The organism is Bacillus nitratireducens (genome assembly GCF_001884135.1).
Taxonomy (GTDB): domain Bacteria; phylum Bacillota; class Bacilli; order Bacillales; family Bacillaceae_G; genus Bacillus_A; species Bacillus_A nitratireducens.
Genome location: NZ_MAOC01000093.1, coordinates 87840 through 109019 on the forward strand (window position 1 = coordinate 87840; position 21180 = coordinate 109019).

Annotated in this window: 17 protein-coding genes; 10 read left to right on the forward strand and 7 right to left on the reverse strand. The window is 35.5% G+C overall.

From position 1 onward, the window contains the following. Positions 1-43: 43 nt before the first annotated feature. Positions 44-1393 carry a peptide MFS transporter gene (locus tag BAU23_RS27710; RefSeq protein WP_000338300.1) on the reverse strand — a complete coding sequence of 450 codons (1350 nt, stop codon included), beginning with the start codon at positions 1391-1393 and terminating at the stop codon, positions 44-46. 381 nt (positions 1394-1774) lie between these two features. Then, complete coding sequence (locus BAU23_RS27715; protein ID WP_000673415.1) at positions 1775-2740, reverse strand: ABC transporter substrate-binding protein; 966 nt, start codon at positions 2738-2740, stop codon at positions 1775-1777. Positions 2741-2910: 170 nt separating this feature from the next. Between BAU23_RS27715 and BAU23_RS27720 the strand changes: the two genes are divergently transcribed. The 3 genes from BAU23_RS27720 to BAU23_RS27730 are packed head-to-tail and all read left to right on the forward strand — an operon-like array spanning position 2911 to position 5804. Continuing rightward, the gene (locus tag BAU23_RS27720) at positions 2911-3915 is read left to right on the forward strand and encodes a FecCD family ABC transporter permease (protein WP_000925214.1); all 1005 of its coding nucleotides are present in this window, start codon (positions 2911-2913) and stop codon (positions 3913-3915) included. Beyond that, on the forward strand, positions 3912-4970 hold the full coding sequence (locus BAU23_RS27725) for a FecCD family ABC transporter permease (protein WP_000760069.1): 1059 nt from the start codon (positions 3912-3914) through the stop codon (positions 4968-4970). The genes BAU23_RS27720 and BAU23_RS27725 overlap by 4 nt, the downstream gene beginning before the upstream one ends. Positions 4971-4982: 12 nt before the next feature. Further along, the gene (locus BAU23_RS27730; RefSeq protein ID WP_001167969.1) at positions 4983-5804 is read left to right on the forward strand and encodes an ABC transporter ATP-binding protein; all 822 of its coding nucleotides are present in this window, start codon (positions 4983-4985) and stop codon (positions 5802-5804) included. Between the two features lie 32 nt (positions 5805-5836). Here the strand turns inward: BAU23_RS27730 and BAU23_RS27735 are convergent, their stop codons facing one another. Further along, positions 5837-6568 carry a class I SAM-dependent DNA methyltransferase gene (locus tag BAU23_RS27735; RefSeq protein ID WP_071735638.1) on the reverse strand — a complete coding sequence of 244 codons (732 nt, stop codon included), beginning with the start codon at positions 6566-6568 and terminating at the stop codon, positions 5837-5839. A gap of 213 nt (positions 6569-6781) precedes the next feature. Here BAU23_RS27735 and BAU23_RS27740 point away from each other — a divergent pair, with 213 nt between their 5' ends. The 3 genes from BAU23_RS27740 to BAU23_RS27750 all read left to right on the forward strand — a co-directional run bounded on the left by BAU23_RS27740 (position 6782) and on the right by BAU23_RS27750 (position 9466). Further along, entirely contained in the window at positions 6782-7972 is a 1191-nt protein-coding gene (locus BAU23_RS27740; protein WP_000095897.1) for a glycine C-acetyltransferase, read from the forward strand. Between the two features lie 44 nt (positions 7973-8016). Continuing rightward, a complete protein-coding gene (locus tag BAU23_RS27745; protein WP_000723137.1) occupies positions 8017-8982 on the forward strand; it encodes an L-threonine 3-dehydrogenase in 966 nt (321 codons plus the stop codon). 61 nt (positions 8983-9043) lie between these two features. Then, complete coding sequence (locus tag BAU23_RS27750) at positions 9044-9466, forward strand: NUDIX hydrolase (RefSeq protein WP_071735640.1); 423 nt, start codon at positions 9044-9046, stop codon at positions 9464-9466. Positions 9467-9503: 37 nt separating this feature from the next. On the opposite strand, the gene BAU23_RS27755 is transcribed toward BAU23_RS27750, so the two are convergent. From BAU23_RS27755 to BAU23_RS27765, 3 genes are all read right to left on the reverse strand, one after another. Next, positions 9504-11387 carry a vWA domain-containing protein gene (locus tag BAU23_RS27755; protein WP_071735642.1) on the reverse strand — a complete coding sequence of 628 codons (1884 nt, stop codon included), beginning with the start codon at positions 11385-11387 and terminating at the stop codon, positions 9504-9506. Between the two features lie 3 nt (positions 11388-11390). Further along, entirely contained in the window at positions 11391-12284 is an 894-nt protein-coding gene (locus BAU23_RS27760; RefSeq protein WP_000892965.1) for an ATP-binding protein, read from the reverse strand. Between the two features lie 127 nt (positions 12285-12411). Beyond that, a complete protein-coding gene (locus tag BAU23_RS27765) occupies positions 12412-13941 on the reverse strand; it encodes a cardiolipin synthase (protein ID WP_000743052.1) in 1530 nt (509 codons plus the stop codon). Between the two features lie 344 nt (positions 13942-14285). Between BAU23_RS27765 and BAU23_RS27770 the strand changes: the two genes are divergently transcribed. Beyond that, positions 14286-14609: a cobalt transporter gene (locus tag BAU23_RS27770; RefSeq protein ID WP_071735643.1), complete on the forward strand. Its 324-nt coding sequence runs from the start codon at positions 14286-14288 to the stop codon at positions 14607-14609. A 697-nt stretch (positions 14610-15306) separates the two neighbouring features. Beyond that, on the forward strand, positions 15307-17010 hold the full coding sequence (locus BAU23_RS27775) for a putative bifunctional diguanylate cyclase/phosphodiesterase (protein ID WP_000893340.1): 1704 nt from the start codon (positions 15307-15309) through the stop codon (positions 17008-17010). 35 nt (positions 17011-17045) lie between these two features. Here BAU23_RS27775 and BAU23_RS27780 read toward each other — a convergent pair whose 3' ends face one another. Further along, a complete protein-coding gene (locus BAU23_RS27780; protein ID WP_000448436.1) occupies positions 17046-18440 on the reverse strand; it encodes an amino acid permease in 1395 nt (464 codons plus the stop codon). A 449-nt stretch (positions 18441-18889) separates the two neighbouring features. Between BAU23_RS27780 and treR the strand changes: the two genes are divergently transcribed. Together treR and treP are read left to right on the forward strand one after the other, a co-directional pair. Next, positions 18890-19600 (forward strand): trehalose operon repressor, encoded by a 711-nt coding sequence (gene treR, locus BAU23_RS27785; RefSeq protein ID WP_000987248.1) that lies wholly within the window; start codon positions 18890-18892, stop codon positions 19598-19600. Positions 19601-19740: 140 nt separating this feature from the next. Next, positions 19741-21168 (forward strand): PTS system trehalose-specific EIIBC component, encoded by a 1428-nt coding sequence (gene treP, locus BAU23_RS27790; RefSeq protein WP_000513924.1) that lies wholly within the window; start codon positions 19741-19743, stop codon positions 21166-21168. The last annotated feature ends 12 nt before the right edge of the window (positions 21169-21180 follow it).

Here is a 21180-nt window from a genome sequence, read left to right on the forward strand (position 1 = left end):
TAGAAAAGACGCTTCTAAATGTTTAGAAGCGTCTTTTTATTTCTTATTCCATCATATGTGCAATTTTCTTAGAGAACATAAGAAGTACTAATCCTAGCACGATTACGATAACACCAATGCTTGCGAATACTTCTAAATATCCTAAAGATTGAGTGAAAGCAGCTAATTGTCCTGCTAATAAGTTTGCAAATCCAGTACCAGCTAACCAAACACCCATTAATAATGATGCTAATTTAAGAGGAGCGATTGCACTTACCATAGATAATCCGATTGGTGATAAGAATAATTCACCAATTGTATGGAACATGTAAGTGAAGATAATGAAGAATAAGTTTGCTTTCATTGCAATATTACCTTCATCGCTACCAGTTTTTAAAACAGCTAAAGTTAGAACTAAATATCCAACCCCTAGTAAAATCATACCTAATGCCATTTTTGTTGGGATTTTTAAGTCACCATTTTTTGTTTTTGAAAGTTTAATCCATAATGCAGAAACCGGTAATGCTAGTAAGATAATGAACAATGGGTTTATAGATTGGAACCAAGGTGTTGGAATTGTAAATCCACCAATTGTACGATCCACGAACTTATCTGTGTAAAGTGTTAAAGAACTACCAGCTTGTTCAAATCCTGCCCAGAAGAATACAACGAAACAAGTTAAAATTAAAATTGCAGCTGTACGTTTTTTCTCTTGTGCTGTTAAAGGTTTTTTCTCAATTACTTTTGCATTGTTTTCTTTAGATTTCTTTCCGACAACAGTTGTTCCGATTGATCCTAAGTAACGAGGTGCTAATGTATTAAATGCAATCTGACCAATAATCATACCGATACAAGCTGTTAAGAATCCGTATTTATAATCTGTGAAATAACCGCAAATGAATGGAGCGATAAAAGCTCCTAAGTTAATTCCCATGTAGAAGATAGTGAAAGCACTATCACGACGAGAATCGTTGTCGCTATATAATTGACCTAGTAAAGTCGAGATATTTGGTTTGAAGAATCCGTTACCGATAACTAATAATCCTAATCCTAAAAATAGTCCGGTTTTCGTGTTCATTGAAAATAGTACGAAGTTACCAATTGCCATAATGATACCGCCGATGGTAATGGCATGTCGTTTCGTAATGAAATGGTCAGTTAACCAACCACCGATAATCGGTGTGAAGTATACTAACATTGTGAAAATACCGTAAATTTGTACAGCAACTGCTTTATCAAATCCTAAACCGCCACTTACTAAGCTCGTTGTTAAATAAAGAACTAATAAGCCACGCATTCCGTAATAACTAAATCTTTCCCATGCCTCTGTAAAGAACAACAAATATAATCCTGGTGGATGTTTTTTTGGTGATTGTTGCTCTCCAGCTTTGTCTAATTTTAAAGCTGCATCCATGTTTGTTTCCCCCTAATCCTGTATAACGGATATTTATGTAATTATTTTAATTCACAAAATATTTAGAAGTCAATAGAATTATATGGAAATAGAAAGAAAATTTCTAAAAAAGTTCTATTTTTCTTCAACCGTTACTCTATTTTGCCCTGAAAACGAGATAAAAAGCGTTTTCAAATGTAATAATTGAATTCTAAAAGAAAATAAAATAGTGATTAATCAGAAAATTTAGATTAAAATATTTATTCTGATATAGAGAAAATATATTTTATTTACTTTTATAATATAACATATTGGGAATAAAAATACAAAATGAAATAATGTGACATTTAAGTGAATTGAAAAATAACCAGCTCCATAGAAAGGGAGCTGGTTAGGGAAATATTATTTAACAAAGCGTTTTTCAATATCATCTAATAGTAGGTTAGCAGCCATTACACCGCCAGCTGTATTCCAAATAACATCGTCAACTTTGTATGCTTTACCATTTTTCACTGCATTTAAATTTTTAAATAGAGGATCATTGATATATTCTTTTTCTAATTCAGAGCCTTTTTTCTCGTTTCCTTTATCGAATGTGAAGTAGAATAATACATCGCCATCCATTGCTGAAATACGTTCTTTAGAAACGTTACGCTCTGCAAAATCAGCTTTGTTTTGATCTCCAGGACGTTTAAATCCAAGTTCTTTTAAAATAACACCAGAGAATGTATCACCATGATAAATACGAACATCACCAGGCATAAAGCGTACCATAGAAATTTCTTGATTTACTTTATCGCCGAGTTTGCCTTTTAAATCTTTCATACGTTTATCGTAATCAGCTAAAACCTTTTGACCTTCTTTTTCTTTATTCAATGCTTTTGCATAAAATTTGAAGTTATCTTTCCATTCACCACGTAATGTTTCTGAGAAAACAGTAGGTGCGATTGCTTTTAGTTGCTCATATACTTTTTCGTGACGCATTTTATTACCGATAATTAAGTCTGGTTTTAAAGAAGCAATCGTTTCAACGTTAACTTGTCCTTCATCACCAACAACTTTTACATCTTTCATCTCATCCTTAATATGTGGATACCATGGATCTCCAGTCCAAGACTTTACAGCTCCAACTGGTTTCACACCTAACTCAAGTAAGGCTTCAGTTCCTTCATTTGTTAAAATAACTACACGTTTTGGATTAGCAGGAACTTCTGTTTTACCCATTGCATGTTCAACCGTAATCATTTCTTTTTTCGTATCTTCTTTTGTTTCTTCTTTCGTATTTGATTTTCCACAAGCACTTAAAAGCATTGAAAATGCTAGTAAAAATACAAATAATGTAAACGATTTCTTTCGCGTGAATTTCATTATGTACCCCCTACATACTGAGAAGTTTTTTCAATAGCAAGCATGATATTAATCCTTTATCTTTTGATTGTCAATATATTAATGAAAATAATTCTCAATATCGTTGACAATGCGAATTAAGTTGAAATAAACTAACAACGTATCATTATACATTGAAGGGGAAACGCTGCATGTTATTAAAAACAAATCGAGCAAAATGGATTGGATTATTTGTTGGAATCATTGCAGTCATTATTTGTATTTGGGCAAGTATTATTTTCGGATATACAAATACGAGTTGGAAATTAGCGTTGGATGCTTTTTTCCATTTTAATGGTTCCAATGAACATATTATTATTCAAAATGTGCGTCTACCAAGGGCGTTAATTGCAGCTAGTGTTGGAGCTAGTTTAGCCATTGCAGGTTGTCTTATGCAAACTTTAACTAAAAATCCACTTGCTTCTCCAGATTTTATTGGATTAAATTCAGGTGCCGCATTCTTCATAGTTGTAGCAATTGTGGTTTTTTCTGTTACATCATTGTCAGCTTTTACTTGGATCGCCTTTTTAGGAGCGGCAATTGCTGCTGTACTTGTATTTGCTTCTAGTTCTTTAGGAAAAGAAGGGACAACGCCACTTAAGTTAACGTTAGCAGGGGTCGCAATTAGTGCGTTATTTTCATCATTAACACAAGGATTACTTGTGTTAAATGAAAAAGCGCTTGAAGAGGTATTATTTTGGCTTGCCGGATCTGTGCAAGGAAGAAAGTTAGAAATTTTACAATCTGTATTCCCATATTTATTAATAGGCTGGATTGCATCTCTTATGATGGCAGGGAAAGTAAATACATTAATGATGGGGGAAGACGTTGCGAAAGGGCTTGGACAACGAACAATTTTAATGAAATCATTCGTACTACTCATTATTGTATTGCTGTCTGGTGGTTCAGTTGCGGTCGCTGGTCCAATTGGATTTATTGGTATTGTTACTCCGTATTTTGCCAGATTCCTTGTTGGAGTAGATCACAGGTGGAGAGTACCATATAGCGGCTTGTTAGGTGCAATACTATTACTCTTAGCTGATATAGCAGCTAGATATGTCATTATGCCACAAGAAGTACCAGTAGGGGTTATGACAGCATTTATCGGGGCCCCATTCTTTATTTATATTGCACGTAAGAGAGGGCTTAGCAAATGAAGAAGTATATTCCGTTTCGTATAGGAAAAGGTGGGCTCTCGTTTTTAATGTATAAACGAGCTGTTCTAGTCTTACTTAGTTTACTAGTTGTTTTAATAGGATTATTCTTTGCGAGTGCAGGTATGGGAGATATGAAAATTGCTCCTTATGATGTATGGCAAGCGATTACGGGAAATGGCGATGCGATGTCAAATATGGTTGTAAATAAATTTCGTATGCCACGTATTTTAATTGCCATCCTTGTAGGAATCGCACTTGCTGTAGCGGGCTGTATTTTACAAGGGCTTGTTCGAAATCCGCTGGCTTCTCCTGATATCATCGGGATTACGGGCGGGGCAAGTGTTGCAGTAGTACTATTTTTAGCTATATTTAGTGATAAAAATAATGCGCTAACAGTAAGCATTCATTATATGCCATTAGCAGCTTTTGCTGGTGCAACGATTGTAGCGTTATTTGTATATTTATTTGCATGGAGAAATGACGGGTTATCACCGATTAGTCTGGTTTTAATTGGTGTTGGATTCTGGGCGTTAACGAAAGCGGCAACTACTTTATTTATGTTGTTAGCACCAATTTATCAAGCGAGTCAAGCAAATGTATGGATTACAGGTACTGTTTACGGCTCTTCGTGGCAAAACGTTATGGTACTTGCGCCGTGGGTTCTTATTTTAACGGTAATATCATTTATAGCGGCTAGACATTTAAATGCCCAAGAGTTAGGGGATGATATTGCGGTAGGACTGGGTGTTCCTTTAACGAAGTCACGCGTATTTATGTTACTACTTAGTACAGCTTTAATTGGTGGCGCGGTTGCCTTTGCAGGAGGAATTGGATTTGTCGGTTTAATGGCACCTCATATTTCACGAAGACTAGTTGGTTCTTTATATGGTGCATTACTCCCAGTTGCGGCTATTGTCGGTGCAATTTTAGTACTTGCTGCAGATTTAATTGGGCGTACAGTTTTCACGCCACTCGAAATTCCAGCAGGGGTATTTACATCAGCAATTGGTGCACCTTATTTTATTTATTTACTTTATAAAAGTCGGAATTCATAAAGGGAGATGAATATGCAAAAAGCATTGGAGACGAAACGCTTAACGTTGTCTTACGGTGAAACAATCATTATTGATGAGCTGAATTTAGAAATTCCAAAAGGGAAAATTACAATCTTCATCGGTTCTAACGGTTGTGGGAAATCAACTTTATTACGTTCACTAGCTAGGTTATTAAAGCCAGCATCCGGTGATATTTTATTAGATAATCAAGCAATTCAAAGTATGCAAACGAAGCAAATTGCTCGCCAAATGGCAATTTTACCGCAAGGACCACAAGCTCCAGAAGGACTTACAGTATTGCAACTTGTAAAGCAAGGACGTTATCCATATCAAACATGGCTGAAGCAATGGTCCGAAAAAGATGAGGAAATGGTACAAAAAGCGCTTGCTGCAACGGGTATGACAGAATTTGCTGAGCGTGATGTTCATGCCCTTTCAGGTGGACAACGTCAACGTGCTTGGATTGCAATGACCCTTGCACAAGATACAGATATTATTTTGCTTGATGAGCCGACTACATATTTAGATATGACTCACCAAATTGAAGTGTTAGATTTATTATTCGAATTAAATGAAACAGAGCAAAGAACGATTGTTATGGTATTGCACGATTTGAATTTGGCATGTCGTTATGCAGACAACATTGTAGCTATTCAAGATAAACAAATATATGCGCAAGGTAAACCAGAAGAAGTTATTGACCAGAAGTTAGTTCGGGATGTATTCCGTATGGAGTGTCAAATAAGCGCTGATCCGTTATTTGGGACACCGCTCTGTATCCCACATGGAAGAGGAAGACGTGTACGTAAAGAGGCTGTTCAGGCGATGAGATAACGAAAAAAGACGATGAGGATTCATCGTCTTTTTTATTTTTGGCAAGAAAATAATAGAAAGAGGGGAATACGTAAACGTCGTTCATATTCTTCTTCATCCTGAAAACAGTTTCGATTTGGTGTAGCTTCTTTTAAGTTTGTAATCGTAAATCCGGCTTGTTGTAATAATGTAAAATATTCTTCCGTAGTCCGATGATATTTAATAACCTCTTGATCAATCCACGGCTCAACTCGTTTCCCTGTTTTGAAATAATCATCGACGAGCCAGCTAGTTCTTTTACCACTTGTTTGTAAGCTTTCAAACGAAGAGGTAATAACGGGATGTTGAACGCTAAAGGTGAAGGTTCCGTTTGTTTTTAAAGTTTGAAACACATTTTGAAAAATGATATCAAGGTGTTCAATATAATGTAAGGCGAGTCTAGATGTTACTAAATCAAAAGTAGAAGGAGGGTATGTGTAGTCTTTGAGGTTTAAAAAATGAACGGTGCCATTTTTATGTTCTAGTTGTTTTTTAGCTTTTTCATACATAAGATCGGAGCCGTCAATGCCAGTGTAAGAGTGGCAGTCATTTTCTAATAATTCCACACCCAATTTAGCGTCACCACAACCTAAATCGAGAACATTCTTTCCTTGCACATTACCAATGAGCTGAAAGAATACCGGCTTTTCAATCGATTCATTCGGGCTATTTTCGCGGTATCTTCGTTTCATATATTGCTCAAAAAATGCTTCGTTATTATATACATCAGATTCTGTAAATGCCATGTTTGAAGCCTCCTTAAATATTTTTTTAATTCTATCAAATATGAATAGTAAATAATAGATTTCTTGTAATGAATCATATATAATCTAAAATTGTAAGCGGTTTCTTTAAACTATTTTTCTATAATAAATTCTGAAAACGTGTTAAGCTAGTAGAGGGATTATTAGAACTATTAAGACAATAATTCGCTTACATGAACGATGGGAGGCTTCACGATGTCTAGTAAAACACTTGCAAAATTTTTAGAAGAAAATTTAGAGGATTTAAAATCAAAGGGGCTTTATAACGTAATTGATCCGCTTGAAAGTCCAAATGGACCGATTATTACAATTGGCGGCAAAGAATATATTAACTTATCTTCAAACAACTATCTTGGATTAGCGACTGATAATCGTTTACAAGAAGCAGCAATTGGTGCGATTCATAAGTACGGTGTTGGAGCAGGAGCTGTTCGTACAATTAACGGTACTTTAGATTTGCATATTAAATTAGAAGAAACAATTGCAAAGTTTAAACATACAGAAGCAGCAATTGCTTACCAATCAGGATTTAATTGTAATATGGCAGCGATTTCAGCTGTTATGGATAAAAATGATGCGATTCTTTCAGATGAATTAAACCATGCATCTATTATTGATGGTAGTCGTCTATCAAGAGCGAAAATCATCGTTTATAAACATTCTGATATGGAAGATTTACGTAAAAAAGCAATCGAGGCAAAAGAATCAGGTCTTTACAATAAATTAATGGTTATTACAGACGGTGTTTTCTCAATGGATGGGGATATTGCAAAATTACCAGAAATTGTTGAAATTGCAGAAGAGCTGGATTTAATGACATACGTAGATGATGCACACGGTTCAGGTGTACTGGGCAAAGGTGCAGGTACTGTAAAACACTTTGGTCTGTCTGATAAAGTTGATTTCCAAATTGGTACATTATCAAAAGCAATTGGGGTAATTGGTGGATATGTAGCAGGGAAACAAAACTTAATTGACTGGTTAAAAGTTCGTTCACGTCCATTCTTATTCTCTACAGCATTAACACCAGCTGATGCGGCAGCTTGCATGAGATCAATTGAAATCTTAATGGAAAGCACAGAGTTACACGATCGTCTATGGGAAAATGGTCGCTATTTAAAACAAGGGTTAAAAGAACTTGGTTTTAACATTGGAGAAAGTGAAACGCCAATTACACCTTGTATTATTGGTGATGAAGTATTAACACAAGAATTTAGTAAACGTCTAAATGAAGAAGGCGTATACGCAAAATCTATCGTATTCCCAACTGTAGCAAAAGGAATGGGGCGCGTTCGTAATATGCCTACAGCAGCTCATACGAAAGAAATGTTAGATGAAGCAATTCGTAAGTATGAAAAAGTAGGGAAAGAAATGGGTATCATTTAATTAACGACATCTTTTGAATAGCTTGCAAATGAGGAGTGGGGAAAATGAAAAAAATTCTAGTAACCGGTTCTTTAGGGCAAATTGGTTCTGAACTAGTAATGAAACTTCGTGATGTATACGGTGCATCAAATGTTATTGCAACAGATATTCGTGAAACAGATAGTGAAGTAGTAACGTCTGGTCCGTTTGAAACGTTAGATGTAACAGATGGACAAAAACTACATGATATCGCAAAGCGTAATGAAGTAGATACAATTATTCATTTAGCAGCTTTACTTTCAGCAACAGCAGAAAAAAATCCGTTATTTGCTTGGAATTTAAATATGGGTGGACTTGTAAATGCATTAGAAGCAGCTCGTGAATTAAACTGTAAGTTCTTCACGCCAAGTTCTATCGGTGCATTCGGTCCATCAACGCCGAAAGATAATACGCCACAAGATACAATTCAGCGTCCTACTACGATGTATGGGGTAAACAAAGTAGCAGGAGAATTACTATGTGATTATTATCATCAAAAGTTTGGCGTTGATACGCGCGGTGTACGTTTCCCTGGTTTAATTTCTTACGTAGCTCCTCCAGGAGGCGGAACAACTGACTATGCAGTTGAAATTTATTATGAGGCGATTAAAAAAGGCACATACACCTCATACATTGCAGAAGGAACATACATGGATATGATGTATATGCCAGATGCTTTACAAGCGATCATTTCATTAATGGAAGCTGATCCAAGTAAACTTGTGCATAGAAATGCGTTCAACATTACAGCAATGAGCTTCGAGCCAGAGCAAATCGCGGCATCAATTCGTAAACACATTCCGACGTTTACAATGGATTACGCAGTAGACCCTGCTCGTCAAACAATCGCTGATAGCTGGCCAAACTCTATTGATGCGACAGCAGCAATGAAAGAGTGGGGCTTTAAAGCAGAATACGATTTAGACAAAATGACAACTGATATGTTGGCTAAGTTAAAAAAAAAGCTTGCAGCTGAGTTAGTAATGAATTAATAGGAAGAGCCGATTCTTAGGAATTGGCTCTTCATTCTTTTTGAGAGGGGAGAAAAGCAACATGCAAAGAGTTGACGTCGTATATGCACTAATACACGATAGCGAAACAGATAAAATATTAATGGTACATAATATAGAACAAAACGTTTGGTCACTGCCGGGTGGGGCTGTTGAAAAAGGAGAAACATTAGAGCAAGCACTAGTAAGAGAAGTGAAAGAAGAGACAGGTTTAACTGCTATAGCAGGTGGGTTTGTTGCAATAAATGAGAAATTTTTTGAAGAGAAGGGACATCATGCATTATTGTTTACATTCCGAGCAAATGTTGTAACAGGTGAACTTGGTGCAGAAGATGAAGAAGAAATTTCCGCAATCGAGTGGGTGGATCGGACAATCGCAAATGAACGATTCCCATTCTACGATGGGGGATTTGAAGCATTGTTAGAAGTAGCCATTCCATATAAATTTCAACCAGAAACAAAGTGAGTGAACGAAAAAACAGGAGCCACAAGGCTCCTGTTTCCTATTCAATCGTCTTCAGTAATAGTTTCTTCAATAATGGTTTAATCTTCAGGCGTAAATCTTCGGCGTGATTTGCAACTAAGAAATGATGGTTATAAATGTTCTTCATTAATTGATAAGTTGCTTCTTTCGCTTCGCCTTCTTCGATGAAGATTCCGATTACTTCCATACCACTTTTACGAGCAAGTTTGACAGCTTCATGCGTATCTAAAATACCGTCTTGTTGATAGTCTAGCGCAGAAGGTTCACCGTCTGTAAAGACAAGTAAGAATTTATGTTTTTCTGGTCTTTTTGCAAGCTTTTCAGAAACGATACGAATAATATATCCGTCGCGGTTATCTTCTTCTTCGCGAAGCTGCATAATTTCTGGACCAACGTTTGGTAACGTTGAGTTTTTATACGTTACAACTTCATGGATAACGTTTGGCTTATCTTCAGGCTTAGCACTAGAAGCATCTTCCCAAAATCCGCTAATAGCGTGCGGGATTTTTAAAGATTTCAAAGCTTCATGGAATAGGACCACACTCTTTTTCGTTTCTTCCATTTTGTTATACATAGAACCAGAGCAGTCCACTAGTAGCTGGAATGCTACGTCAAGTTCTTGTGATTCTTGTCCTTTTTTATAAAACATGCGCGGCTGCTTTTCAGTATAAATACGAAGGAATTTCTTACGAAGTCTTCCATAATATTTATCACTATTTGCATTCGTTTTATTTTCAATCGTTTTTTCGATAATTTTCTTTAATTCTTTTACATCTTTATTAACGACTGATTTGATAGCTTGGTAATCTTTTTTCTCATCGGTATTTGCTTTGCGAGCTTCTTTAAATGTATGAGAAGCACCTACATTATACTTACCGTATGCACCCTCATTTTGGCTAGAAGCGTGTGAAGCTCTTGCTTCTTCTGTATCAGCGCCATCAAAGTTGGATTGTGTACTCTTTTGAGAAGTACCTTGTACAGAACCAAGTGCTTGGTCGCCATCTTCGGATTCACGAGCGGTATCACCCATCATATTTGTTTTTGTTCCGCTTTCTAATTCAAAGCGTAAAAAGTTCTCGTTTTCGTTATTTTTATTTTCACGATGCCATGTGGAGAAGCTTTCATCCATTTTGTTTTTATTGTCATCGTCATCTATGAGTTGCGTATCATCATTTGCTAAATCTTCGACGCGGCAGTTCTTTTCATCTGCAATGACAGATAAATAAAGCGGAGCATGTCCGAAATAATTGTTAAGCATATCACTTTCAAGAAGTCCTTCTAAACGATAGCGAATTTTCTCAACGATATACATAATGTCTTCTGTATTACGAGCTTGGAATGTTTCATGCAAAATTGCTTCAATTTGCTCGAAGTATTCATTATTAAACATTTCATATTTATCGCTCGTTAATGAAAGATAGCATAGACAAAATAGACGATCACCGTGATAGTTACGAACACGGTTTATTTCATTTTGTGAGCCAAAGTAATTGCGGTACATTTCTTTTCGGCGTTTAAAAATATGCTTTGTGCCAGGTCGTAAATTTTTGACGATTTCCTCAACACGTAAATCTTCTAATAGAACAAATAATTGTGTTAAAAACTTTTTTAGAGGCGATTCTTGTAATTCAATCGCATAAGAACGAATTAAAGTCATGTCCGAGTAATGTTTATTACCAAGTGCTTTCAAAAACACTTCGCTTTTTAATCCGATTACTGTATCCTCTTCTTTTCGATCATCCCAAAAGTGACTAATGACAACCTTTTTTTCAATTTCGTCGTAGTATGCTTTATAGCCATACTCAAGATAGGCATCGTCTTCTTTTAGAAGAGCATACATTAAGTTTTCCATTTGTAGAAACAGCGACGCATCAATTTTTTTGTCACTAAAAATTTGTCTCATGAATTATCCCTCAAAGAAATAACTTTCTGCTAATTCACGGACAGTCATTTGTTCTGTTTCATCGTTTAATTTTGCGATAATACTACGTTCAATTGCACGCATAACAGGAATATATACCCCTAAATCACATGCATCGATAATGCCACGAATACTAGCCGCTTCTTCACTTACGCGCCCATCACGAGCTAAAGGCATAAGATCGCTTGCGAATGCAACGAACTTTTCAATTGTTGCAACATCATTTAATTTTGATTCAGATAGTAATAGCTCTTTTAATGTATCACCTTGAATGTAAGGAACTTCAATAATAACGAAACGGTTTTTTAATGCTTCGTTTAGTTCACTTGTACCAACGTAACCTTCGTTAATCGCAGCAATTACGCGATATTCGTCATCACCGTATACAACTTCTTGTGTAAATGGGTTTGTAATCATTTTACGGTAATCTAATGCGCCGTGAAGAAGTGGTAACGTTTCAGGTTTTGCCATATTGATTTCATCAATATATAGGAAATGACCGTTCTTCATTGCTTTCATAAGAGGACCGTTAACGAACGTAACTTCAGATGCTCCGTCTTTCGTTTGTAATGTGTTGTATCCTAAAATACCTTCCACATCTAAATCGACAGAACAGTTAATGCTATGCATTGGTTTTTGGAATAAAGAAGAAAGAGTTTCCGCTAGTACCGTTTTACCACTACCAGTTGGTCCTTTTAATAGAATGTTTTTACCAAGCAAAAGTGCTGTAATGGCATCTTCGATAATGCTGTTATCAGATGCTTTATATATTTTCTTTCCAATTAAATGTGCATTTTCACCAGCTTCTTGTTTATTCTTTTCGTGAATTGTAGAAAGCTGCTGTTTTAAATCAGCGTGTATATGAAATTGTTCTAACATGTATTTCCCACCTAACATTATTTTCATAAAGTAATACATCTTATGATAACTTGTTTTAATATGGTATGCAAAGAAAAGGAGAGGGGGGAAATGCAAAAGAAAAAGCAATCAATAGTATATTGATTGCTTATAGTAAAGGAGAAATGAGTCGCATGAGAGACTCTAATATTCGTTTTTTGATACTTCTTTTTTGGAACGAATTCCACTTAATTTCAGTGGAATGCTTAAAGTCTTCTTCAAAATCATGTTTAATATCATGAACGGTTTCTGATTCATAAAGTACACTAATAATTTCATAATTTAATTCAAAGCTACGTACATCCATATTTGCTGTTCCAATTGTCGCTATTTTATCATCAACGAGTACAACTTTCGCATGCATAAAACCATCTTTATAACTGTAAATGGAAGCACCAGCTTTTAAAAGTGGAGTGAAATAGGATTGAGATGCTTGATCACTAATAATACTATCACTTTTACCTGGATATAAAATGCGTACATCTATGCCGGAAATTGCACTTAAGCGTAATAATGTTAAAGTTTCTTGATCTGGAATAAAGTATGGTGTAGCGATCCAAATAGATTTTTTAGCAGATCCCATAATAGCTAGTAATGTATTACGAATACTTTTATCATCTGAGCTTGGTCCACTTGCTACAATTTGAACAGCACCTTCTGCATCCGAAATTTCTTTACCTGGGAAGTATTGTTTATTCATAAATTGGTCCCAAGAATAGTTATTTAATCCACTAGAGGCATAGAGCCAATCTTCTAGAAAGATTGCTTGTAATTTATATAATGCTTTTCCTTCTATTTTTAAATGGCTGTCTCGCCAAACGGGGAATTTTTTTGAACGGCCAAGATACTCATCACCGACGTTGAGTCCCCCGGTAAAACCAATTTCTCCATCTACAATAACGATTTTTCGATGGTTACGATAATTGACCGTTTCAAGTAACCAAGCTGAAAAAATAGGGTCAAATTCTACAATTTCAATTCCAGCTTCTTTCATAGGCTGTAAAAAGCGTCTTCTTAACGTGTTACTTCCGAGTCCATCATAAAGGAAGCGTACAATAACACCGTCTTTTGCCTTCTTTATTAAAGCATCCCGAACTTTTGTACCAATCTCATCAGATTTATAAATATAGTATTGAATATGTATATGGTGTTTTGCATGCTCAATAGCTTGCAGAATTTCTGAAAATGTTTGATCTCCGTTTGTTAAAAGTTTTGTGGTCGTTCTATCTGCGGCAGGACCGCCTCCAAATTTTTGTACGACTTCTGTTAAATGTACGGAACGTTCATGTAAAGGAACTGTGAGTGACAATTCTAGTCGTCTTCCTTCTAAAATTTCACGGAATAATTTTCTTTGTTCTTCTGAGCGGTGGAGATGTTTTTTTCTTCTCCAACGGCTACGCCCAAAAATAGAGTATAAAAGCACACCGACAACAGGAAGAAGTGCTAATACTAAAAACCATGCTAAGGTGCTTTGCGGGGATCTATTTTCGATAAAAATAACGAATGAAATTCCTACGATTGTAATAGACCATAGGACACCCACAAATGTATATAGCGAAATAACCGATGTATTTAAAAGGAAAAGAACGATAGATACAATTGTAAATACTAATAATAATTGAACGATAGGCTTCTTCATTTCTATAAAATTCCTCTAATCTTTCTTAAATATAGACTTCTTATATAAAAGGTGTAATCCGACATTCCTATTATAAAGCGTTTTGTTTTTTTTACAAAATATAGACATTTTCCCCATGCTTTCCGCATTTGTCCTACATACAGTATATTGTTACGTTTTTATCCCACTATTTGCTGGTTAATGATCAGTGTAGGAGGGACAAAAATCTTGCCTCTTATATAGGAAAGGGAATGAGGTTTCTTTCCTGGATTTGTAGCAGGTGTATTATGAAGCCCAGGATATGGTTATCTATATTATGCGGATTCTTCTTATTAAGGTGAGAAAATGGAAAGGAGAGGGGAATAATGAATTATATAGAAAATAACGGATTGTATTATCGTCATAATCATGGAGGGCACCATCATAATGGCGGACATAATCACCATGGTGGACACAATCATTATGATCATCATCATCATCACGGTGGTGGATGGGGCTGGGGTGGCGGCTCGTGGGGTGGTGGATTTTTCCCAGGAAGTTTTGCTGGAGGCGTGTTAGGTGGGCTTACAGCTGGCGCATTAACGGGTGCAGCAGGTGGAGGTTACTATCCAGCACCGTACCCAGTAACATATCCAGCACCATATCCAGTGCCATACCCGGGTTATCAGCAAATACCATATCAGTATTAGACTAAAAAAGAGGATATCCTCTTTTTTAGTCTAATACTATATTTATTTTATAAAATACTTCCAAAATTAAGGTGAAAATATGTTAATATTTTGTTATTGTAATTCAGTATATTAAATGCAAATTTTGATTTTATCCCGCTATTTGTGGGCAGTAAAACTCCCACCTCAAAATTCAGCTGGAGCAAAGAAGTTAGGTGGAAGCCCTGCTTCCCGTAAACGCCCGATTGGTGAAGGCTAATAATCAGTGGATGATGAACAAAAAAATCACTGATTAAAGTTTCACTTTATATTATTATTTGTGAATAGTTGCATTTTATATTTTAATCTCTATTTCATTATGTATCGGCAGTTGGATTTACATCTTAACATTTCATAAAATAAAAGAGATTAGGTGTGAGGCCACATTAATAGGGAGTAGAGGCTAATATTGGTGGAATTGTCACTTTAAAAATTAAAAAAATGTAAGAGAATACGGTATAATACGTTTAGATAAACAGGGAGATAAGAAGCTTCTACTATCATTAAAATAGCACCATATTGCTTTTTTTTATAAATAATATTATGTTATTTTAATCGGCCTATTTAGAAAAAATTTATGGTTTATGTAAAGGCATATTGTTAGAAAATGAAATGTCTCTATTTCTATGAAGAGAAACGAGTTGTGTTTTAGTCAGATAGGAAGCAAGGAGAGATGCGCATGCTAGAACAAAGAGGTCATGCATTATATGACTCTTCATTGCAAGATTTAAAATTAGCATTAGATGAGTCTTCAATTGTTGCTATTACAGACCGAAATGGTCGTATTACATATGTGAATGATAAATTTTGTGAAATCTCAAAATATAAAAGAGAAGAGTTAATAGGAAAAGATCACCGTATTTTAAATTCTGGATATCATCCGAAAGCATTTTTTCAAATTTTATGGAAGCGTATTTTGAGTGGGAAAGTTTGGACGGGAGAAATTCGAAATCAAGCAAAAGATGGTACGTATTATTGGGTTAAAACAACAATTGTTCCATTTTTAAATGAAAAGGGAGAACCCTATCAATTTATTGCAATTCGAAATGATATAAGTAGTAGGAAAGAAGCAGAACAAAGATTACGATTAAGCGAAAGTCGTTATAGGGAACTTGCTTATCACGATGCGTTAACAAGTTTACCAAATCGTTTACAGTTAATTACGACTGTAAATAAGATGATTGCAGAGAAAATAGAGTTTGGCATGATTTACTTTGATTTAGATCGTTTTAAATTAGTGAATGATACGTTAGGCCATATGCTAGGAGATTTACTTTTAAGTGAAGTCGCCTCACGCTTGCATTATGTGCTAGGAGAGAAAGATGTTCTAGCTAGGCTGGGTGGCGACGAATTTGTGTTGTTAACAAAAACTCATACACAAGATGAGATGCGGCAGTTAGCGACATCGGTATTGTCATGTTTTCAGGCACCATTTATGCTTGAAGGTCATGAAGTATATATTTCAGCTAGTCTAGGACTTTGTTCCTATCCGCAAGATGGAAAAGACGTTGAAACATTATTGAAAAATTCGGATTTAGCCATGTATAGTGCGAAAGAGCAAGGAAGAAATGCGGCGTGCTTCTTTACAGATGAATTACGTGCGAAAATAAACCGTAGAATGAAAATAGAATTTGCTTTGCAAAAAGCAATTCGTGACGAAGAATTGAAAGTGGCATTACAGCCCATTATTGATTTGAAAACAATGAAATGTACTGGTATTGAGGCTTTAGTACGTTGTAACACAGAAGAAGGTCCTATTTCACCAAGTGAATTTATACCTGTAGCTGAAGAGTGTGGACTTATTATAAAACTAGGAGACTGGGTACTAGAAAAATCATGCCGACTGTTTAAAACTTTACCAGAGTGTCAAGAGGGACTGAAGTTATCTGTTAATTTATCAATACAACAATTGATGCAAAAGCAATTTATTTTATCCGTTCGTAGTATATTGAAGCGAACAGGATTTCCACCAAGTCGTTTAATATTAGAAATAACAGAAAGTATAGCTGTACGTCATTTTGATTATATTATTGCTACATTACAAGAATTAAGAAGTATGGGGATTTTAATCGCTTTAGACGATTTCGGAACGGGATATTCCTCATTATATTATTTAAAAAAACTCCCACTTGATATTGTAAAAATTGATCGTAATTTTATTCGTGAGTTTCATTATGATCATGCACAACCTGAGCGAACGATTGTAAAATCGGTTATTGAGATTGCCCATAGTTTAAATTTATTAGTGGTTGCTGAAGGGGTAGAAACGGTAGAACAAGAAAGTTTATTACAATTAATGGGTTGTGACTTTGTACAAGGTTTTTATTATGCGAAACCGTTAGATGTAGGTGAGCTAAAAGGAAAGTTATTAACTGATTTTTAATAAAAAAAGAGAAGCGGAAAGCTTCTCTTTTTTTATTATTTTTTTTGTGAATCTTTCATTAAAATTGGATAAAGAATAAGGCCTAATACAAACAACCCAATTCCTAAGAAGAACGTTTTTAAATCAGCAGTTCCTGTTTTAATAACCCAAATGGAATATAAAAATGCTAGTGCAGTAATGATACCATCTTTTATTCGAGATCCAGGCATTATATCATACGTTTCCCCCGTAATAACTAATTTTAATTGATACAAGGTAGAAACAAGATATGGGATTAAATATGCTAATGTCGCTACAACAATAGCGAAATTGTATGCTTCGGAAACAGTACCAGAAATCGTTGAAAATAAGAAAATTTGTGTCATTACATTTGTAATAAGTAATGATTTTGAAGGGCTTCCTTTTTTATTTGTTTTTCCGAAAAACTTAGGGAAAAGCCCATTTTTTGCTGCTTGGTAAGGTACTTCTGAGCTAACAACGATCCATCCTACAGTAGAGCCGAATAAAGATACGAGTGCAAGTAAGGCCATTATATAAGCGCCTTTACTACCAATTGCTAAATTTAATGCATCTACTAATGGCTTTTGAGATTCTTTTAAAACATCTTGCGGAAGAGCGCCCATTGTTAGTAGAGTAATTGCCATGTAAATAAGAAGAGCAATAATTAATCCGAAAATCGTTGCTTTTTTAACATCACGCTGAGATTTTGCACGATTAGAAAGCATAACTGCTGACTCAATACCGATGAACGCCCAAAGTGTTGCAATAGCCGCTGAATTTATTTGTCCGCCTAATGAAATGGCTTGTCCAGATTCATTCATAAATGTTTGACCATCCCCGAAATTAGAGGCATTGAAAATGAATAATGTGATTACAATAAACATTGTAAATCCGATGATTTTTGCAATAGTAGCAAGAAGGTTCATATTTCCTGCTCTATCAATATTTTGAGAAAGAATATATTGAATTCCCCATAACATAAGGCTACATACGAGGAAAGTTAACCCTTTTCCAAGTTCTAGTGAAAATCCGTTTGTTGAAAAGAGAATTTGCTTACTTTGTAAAACTGGAAAGAATGTTGATAAATATCCAGCAAAGGAAATAATAACAGATGCTGTAGCAGCCCAGTTAGCAGCCCAATATCCCCATGCCATACTATATCCTGCAACTTTACCTGCCTTTTGGGATGTAAACATTGCTTGGGCATAACTTTGTGGTCCGGCTTTTAATTCTGGTTTTCGAATTGCTAAATTTCCAAATACGAGTGCAATCATAAATACACCAAGACCTGTAATACTCCATGCAAGTGTAGAACCCATTGGACCTGATACGTGTGCTAAATTTGCTGGGAGCATAAATACGCCACCGCCAACCATATTCCCGATAACAAAAGCTGTTAAAACCCATAATCCCCATTTTTTCGTTTCCATTTTTGTTAACTCCTTTGTAGTAAGTTTTGCTTAAACATCATTTTTTACTAGCTTTTTGGCAATAAAAAAAGAGCCATGTAGATAAAAAATACCTACATGGCTCTTCGCCTAACGTAGGTACAACGGGAATAACCCTTGTACCTACGCGTAATTTTTCCGCTAGGTTTCAAGGGTTAAGTATGATGATGATGTTTTTGTGCAAATGTAACTACAATTGTTGTATAAGTAAGCATAGTTCTTTGCTCCCTTTCTCCTCTGATTTTGAAGTTAGTATACTACATGTTTTTTTGAATGAAAAGAAAAATATAAATTTTTTTATAAAAATACGTATCATTGGTTAAATATTTACCTATATTTTTCTTGTACTGGAAAATAAGTGAGAGATTGGCAGAAGAGTGTAGCGTGGTATAATACATATAGAATTAGAAGGTGACAAGGGGCTATTGTAGATGATGAGTAAGTATGAACAAATTTATACAGAAATCAGTAAGTCTATTGATAATAAACAATTAAAAGAGGGATGCAAAATCCCATCAGAAACTGAATTGATGAGGCAGTATGAAGCAAGCCGAGGCACTGTAAGAAAAGCGGTAGATTTATTGCAAGAGCGTGGATATGTTCAGAAAATACATGGAAAAGGTGTTTTTGTTTTAAAGCGAAAAAATATTGAGTTTAATTTTGGCGGTATAGTAAGTTTTCAAGAAGAAAATGAGCGTTTAGGACGTCATTGTATTACAGAAGTCGTGGAAATAGAGAAAGTAAAAGCGACAAAAGAGGTAGCAAAGTTATTAAACGTGAAAGAAAAAACGGAAATAGATCACATTAAGCGTGTACGAAATATTGATGGAGAAAAAGTAATTTTGGATATCAATCATTTTGTATCGGAATATATTCCTGGATTAACGAGTGAAATTGCGGCGGAGTCCATTTATAAATACATTGAGAAAGAACTAGGTCTTCATATTAGTTACTCACAGAGGGTAATTGAAGTGCAACCATGTACAGAGGACGATAGAAAGTATTTAGATTTAAATGGAACAGACTATGTTGTCGTTGTGAAAAACTTTACACATTTTTATGATGGAAGTCAGTTCGAATATACAGAATCACGCCACCGCTTAGATATTTTTCATTTTTCAGATGTGGCGCGGAGGAAGTAAAGAGATGGAACAAAATATTGTTTCATCTCTTTTTTTATAAAAAAATCACCAACTCGTATATACGAGTGTTGACTAACTTATATATACGAGTTAATATGTAAGTGTAAACGGTATCAAAAAAAGAAAAGAGGGACGGGAATATGGGGAAAGACTATCGTAAAACAGCGGAAGAAGTGTTGCAGTATATTGGTGGGAAAGACAATATTGAACAAGCTGCGCACTGTGTAACGAGGCTCCGTATCGCTTTAAAAGATGAAAGTAAAATAGATAATGATAAATTGCAGTCTATTTCATTAGTGAAGGGAGCGTTTCATAACGCTGGGGTATTTCAAATTGTAATCGGTCCAGGGGACGTAGATCGTGTTTACGCTGAATTGATAACGCTTGCAGGTATGGAGGAATCGACAGTAGCTGACGTAAAAGATTCTGGAAACCAAAAGTTAAATCCAGCTCAAAAATTTGTAAAAGTATTTTCAGATGTATTTATGCCGATATTACCAGCGATTGTAACAGCTGGTTTACTGATGGGGATTAACAATTTATTAGGGGCAAAGGACTTATTTTTTGATGGTAAAAATTTATTAGATGTTTATCCGAACTTAGGAGGGCTTTGGGATTTAATTAATATGATGGCCAATACAGCATTCGTATTCTTACCGGCACTTGTTGGTTGGTCAGCGACGAAGCGTTTTGGCGGTAGTCCAATACTAGGTATTGTTATGGGATTAATGCTTGTGCATCCGGCCTTATTAAACGCGTGGGATTATGGAAAAGCAGCGACTGGTTTAGAGGGACAAAAGATTGAGTACTTCGATATTTTAGGACTGTTTCAAATTGAAAAGGTAGGGTATCAAGGTCAAATCCTACCGGTTTTAGTAGCGGCATTTGTCTTAAGTAAAGTGGAAATCTTCTTAAAGAAACATGTACCAAATGCGATTCAATTATTAGTTGTACCAATTACAACAATCGTTGTAACAGGTGTGTTAGCATTGGGAATTATCGGTCCAGTTACACGTCATATTGGAGATTTATTAACAGCTGGATTAGTAGGTGTATATGAAACAGTACCAGTAGTTGGAGCAGTACTATTTGGAGCATTATATGCACCGCTCGTAATTACAGGTATGCATCATATGTTTATTGCTATCGATTTACAATTAATTGCACAACACGGCGGTACATTCATTTGGCCGATGATTGCTCTTTCTAACATTGCACAAGGTAGTGCGGCACTAGCAATGTTCTGGATTTCTAAAAATCAAAATGATAAAAGTATGGCATCGACATCAGCAATTTCAGCGTACTTTGGTATTACAGAGCCAGCGATGTTCGGTGTGAATTTACGAAATAAATTTCCGTTCTATGCAGCGATTATAGGATCTGCTGTAGCAGCGATATTCATTACATTAAATGGTGTATTAGCACCTGCTATCGGAATTGGCGGATTGCCAGCATTTATTTCTATCATTCCGAAATCGATTCCAATGTTTATCGTAGGAATGATTATCGCAATTGTAATCCCATTTACGTTAACGTGGTTATTTGCAAAAAGAGTTAAACAGAAGTAGGAGGAAGTTAAG